The organism is Mycobacterium sp. NGS40 (genome assembly GCF_059812735.1).
In genome coordinates this window covers 1-3,341 of record NZ_JCALDG010000071.1, presented here as the reverse complement: position 1 = coordinate 3,341, position 3,341 = coordinate 1, and the positions used below count along the sequence as shown (strand labels likewise).

General features: G+C 66.9%; 3 protein-coding genes. All 3 read left to right on the top strand.

The annotated features are described in order from the left end of the window. Positions 1 to 199 precede the first annotated feature (199 nt). Complete coding sequence (locus tag AC5Y5O_RS31850) at positions 200 to 790, top strand: hypothetical protein (protein ID WP_101930929.1); 591 nt, start codon at positions 200 to 202, stop codon at positions 788 to 790. 115 nt (positions 791 to 905) lie between these two features. Continuing rightward, positions 906 to 2,366 carry a DDE-type integrase/transposase/recombinase gene (locus AC5Y5O_RS31845; protein ID WP_101930928.1) on the top strand — a complete coding sequence of 487 codons (1,461 nt, stop codon included), beginning with the start codon at positions 906 to 908 and terminating at the stop codon, positions 2,364 to 2,366. Further along, complete coding sequence (locus AC5Y5O_RS31840; RefSeq protein ID WP_101930927.1) at positions 2,363 to 3,178, top strand: ExeA family protein; 816 nt, start codon at positions 2,363 to 2,365, stop codon at positions 3,176 to 3,178. The genes AC5Y5O_RS31845 and AC5Y5O_RS31840 overlap by 4 nt, the downstream gene beginning before the upstream one ends. Positions 3,179 to 3,341 lie beyond the last annotated feature (163 nt).

Genomic DNA, 3,341 nt, shown 5'->3' with positions numbered 1-3,341 from the left:
TGTTGACCGTCTCTTTGGATGACGACCACTGGGGTCCTGTTCGTCATTGAGTTTGCCGATGTGGTCCTCGGCTTCATCGCTGGGTTGATCTTGTTCGTGTGCACCGTCAGTGTGGCGAGGAACTGATTAGGGTGCGCGACACCCCGCGGAGTCTTTAGCGGGACTGCGGGGTGCCGCGCTGTAGTGCTCGGAGGCACTGATGGTGACGGTAGAGGCTGATGTCGTCCGCGTCGAGTCGCGGTTGGCTGCTGGGGAGATTGGGTGTCCTGACTGCGGCGGGGTGCTGGGTGGGTGGGGTCACGCCCGTGTGCGAAGGATCGCTGGGCTGGCCTATCCGGTGCGGCCGCGGCGGGCGCGTTGCCGGACCTGCGCGGTGACGCACGTGTTGTTGCCGGTGACCACGTTGTTGCGCAGAGCTTATGCGGCCGAACGCATTTGGGCTGCGTTGACCGCTCGCGGCGAGGGAGCTGGGCATCGGCGAATCGGCGTGAGCCTGGGTGTACCTGCGGCGACGGTGCGGGGCTGGCTGCGTCGCACAGGGTCGCGGCTGGAGACGGTTCGAGTCTGGTTTTTGGGTGTGGCGGTTGCTGCCGGGGTGGACGCGGCGATCCCCGACGGGGCGGGTTGCCCGTGGCGCGACATGTTGGCGGCCGTGGCGACAGCGACCGCGGCGATCCGGTTCCGCTTCGGTGCGGCCGGGTTGCTGGGCGCGGTGACGCCGGATCGGGTAGCGGTCGCGGCCAGCGGCGGGCGACTACTGGCCCCGGCATGGTCGCCATCGCGCAGCTGAGGCTGCGCAACACGAATCGCCCCTGACGCGCAGCGACGTGATCGGTGATCCTCACCAAGGCGCCTGCCCGGCAACCGTTTCAGGCAGGCCTTCGACTGGAAGGAGAACCGACAAGATGTCGTTGGAGGAGCACAAGCGCCGCGAGCGGGCCCAAGCGATCGGGTTGTTCCGCTATCAGCTGATCTGCCCAGCCCTCGATGAGGGGTTATCCACCAAGCAGCGCGGCAAGCTGGTGCGCCAGATCGCCAGCCAAACTCATACCGACCCGTTCGGCAACCAGATCCGCATCTCACGTGAGACGTTGGATCGCTGGATCCGCCGCTACCGGGCCGGCGGGTTCGAGGCGCTGGTGCCCGAGCCGCGGCGGCTGGCGGCCCGCACCGATGCGCAGGTGCTGGAGCTGGCGGCCTCGCTGAAGCGGGAAAACCCGTCCCGCACCGCCACCCAGGTGGCCCGCATCCTGCGCACCGCGACCGGGTGGGCGCCCTCGGAGTCGACCCTGCTGCGCCATTTCCACCGGTTAGACCTGATGGGACCTGGTGGCGGTGAGGCCCCGGCGGTGTTCGGCCGGTTCGAGGCCGCCGACCCCAACGAGCTGTGGGTCGGAGACGCCCTGCACGGGCCCAGAGTCGGCGACCGCAAAACCTACCTCTTTGCCTTCTTGGATGATCATTCACGGCTGGCGGTCGGCTACCGTTTCGGCTTTTCCGAAGACACCGTGCGCCTCGCCGCGGCGTTGCGCCCCGCGCTGGCCGCCCGCGGGGTTCCGGCCGGAATTTACGTGGACAACGGCTCTGCTTTCGTCGATGCGTGGTTGTTGCGGGCGTGCGCGAAACTCGGGGTGCGCCTGGTCCATTCGAAACCCGGCCGGCCCCAAGGCCGAGGCAAGATCGAACGATTCTTTCGTACCGTGCGCGAACAGTTCCTCATCGAGGTCACCGACACCACCAGCGAGGATCTCACTACCGCGGGGGTGGATCACGCCACTGCGTTATTGGAGCTTAACCGGCTGTTTGTGGCCTGGACCGAAACCGAATATCACCGCCGGACCCATACCGAGACCGGGCAGCCTCCGCTGGCCCGCTGGGACGCCGGCTGGCAGCGGCTCGGGCGCACCCCAGCGATACCCACTGCCGACGGGCTGACCGAGGCGTTCTTATGGAGCGAGTACCGCGTGGTCACCAAGACCGCCACCGTGTCGCTGCACGCCAACACCTACCAGGTCGACGCGGCGTTGGTCGGTCGGCGGGTCGAGCTGGTGTTTTCCCCGTTCGACCTGGAAACCGTCGAGGTCCGCTACCACGACAAGTCCTATGGGAAAGCCCTGCCGCACACGATCTCGCGTCACGCACACCCCAAAGCCAAACCCGAGACCCCCGAGCTCGAGGCGCCGAGCCCGACCGGGATCGACTATCTGGAGCTGACCGCTACCGTCCACCACGAGCAGCTGCGCCGCGACGAACGCATCGGCTACCACGCCCTCTACGGTGACAGCGACTACAGCGAGATTCCGGGCCAGCTATCCCTCGACGACCTCGACAGCGAAGGCGAACCCGAAGGTGAGGTGTCGGCATGAGTATTCAACGGCTGCAATCACATTGGGGATTCACCCGGATGCCGTTCGGGCGCGATCTGGCCCCGACCATGCTGCATCGGCATACCGGACACGGTGAGGCGGTAGCCCGCATCAGCTGGTGTGTGGACCAGCGCGCGATCGGGGTGATCACCGGCGAGGTCGGCGCCGGCAAAACCGTGGCCGTGCGGGCGGCCACCGCCGCACTGGATCCCTCCCGGCACGTGTTCATCTACCTGGCCAACCCCACCATCGGGGTGCGCGGCATGCTCACCCACATCGTGGCCACCCTCGGGCACACCCCGGCCTTTCACCGGGCCACCCTGACCCCGCAAGCCGCCGAAGCATTGGCCACCGAACACGTCGAGCGGGGCCGCAACCCCGTGCTGGTCGTCGACGAAGCCCACCTGCTCGATAACACTCAGCTCGAAGCGATCCGGCTGCTCACCAACCACGACATGGACTCCGGATCCCCGTTCGCGGTCGTGCTCATCGGCCAACCTAGCCTGCGCCACCGGCTCCGACTGGGCGTGCTCGCTGCACTAGATCAACGCATCGCCGTGCGTTACACCATCGCCGGAATGAGCGGCGCTGAAACCGCCGACTACATCGCCCATCACTGCAAAATCGCCGGACGGGCCGATACCTTGTTTTCCGACGATGCGATCGGGCTGATCCACAACGCCTCCCGCGGTCACCCGCGTGCGGTCAACAACCTGGCCCTGCACGCGCTGACCGCCGCGTTCGCCGCCGACCACGCCATCGTCGACGAAAAGGCCACACGTATCGCCATCGCCGAAACCGCCACGGACTGAACCCGATTCGCGTCAAACCGACCAGGACCGCATCAACCCGACCGGCACCCCGTCACCACGCCCACCACGGCCCCGCTCACCACACCGAGCGGGGCCGTTCCCATCATCGGATCGTCGTCAACCCCATTGACGCAATCGTCGTCATCGAAAGTGACGGGCAACA

What these genes read in the sequence shown, in the direction of transcription:
- AC5Y5O_RS31845 (WP_101930928.1), top strand. Translation starts at nt 906, where the DNA reads ATGTCGTTGGAGGAGCACAAGCGCCGCGAGCGGGCCCAAGCGATCGGG.
- AC5Y5O_RS31840 (WP_101930927.1), top strand. Translation starts at nt 2,363, where the DNA reads ATGAGTATTCAACGGCTGCAATCACATTGGGGATTCACCCGGATGCCG.
- AC5Y5O_RS31850 (WP_101930929.1), top strand. Translation starts at nt 200, where the DNA reads ATGGTGACGGTAGAGGCTGATGTCGTCCGCGTCGAGTCGCGGTTGGCT.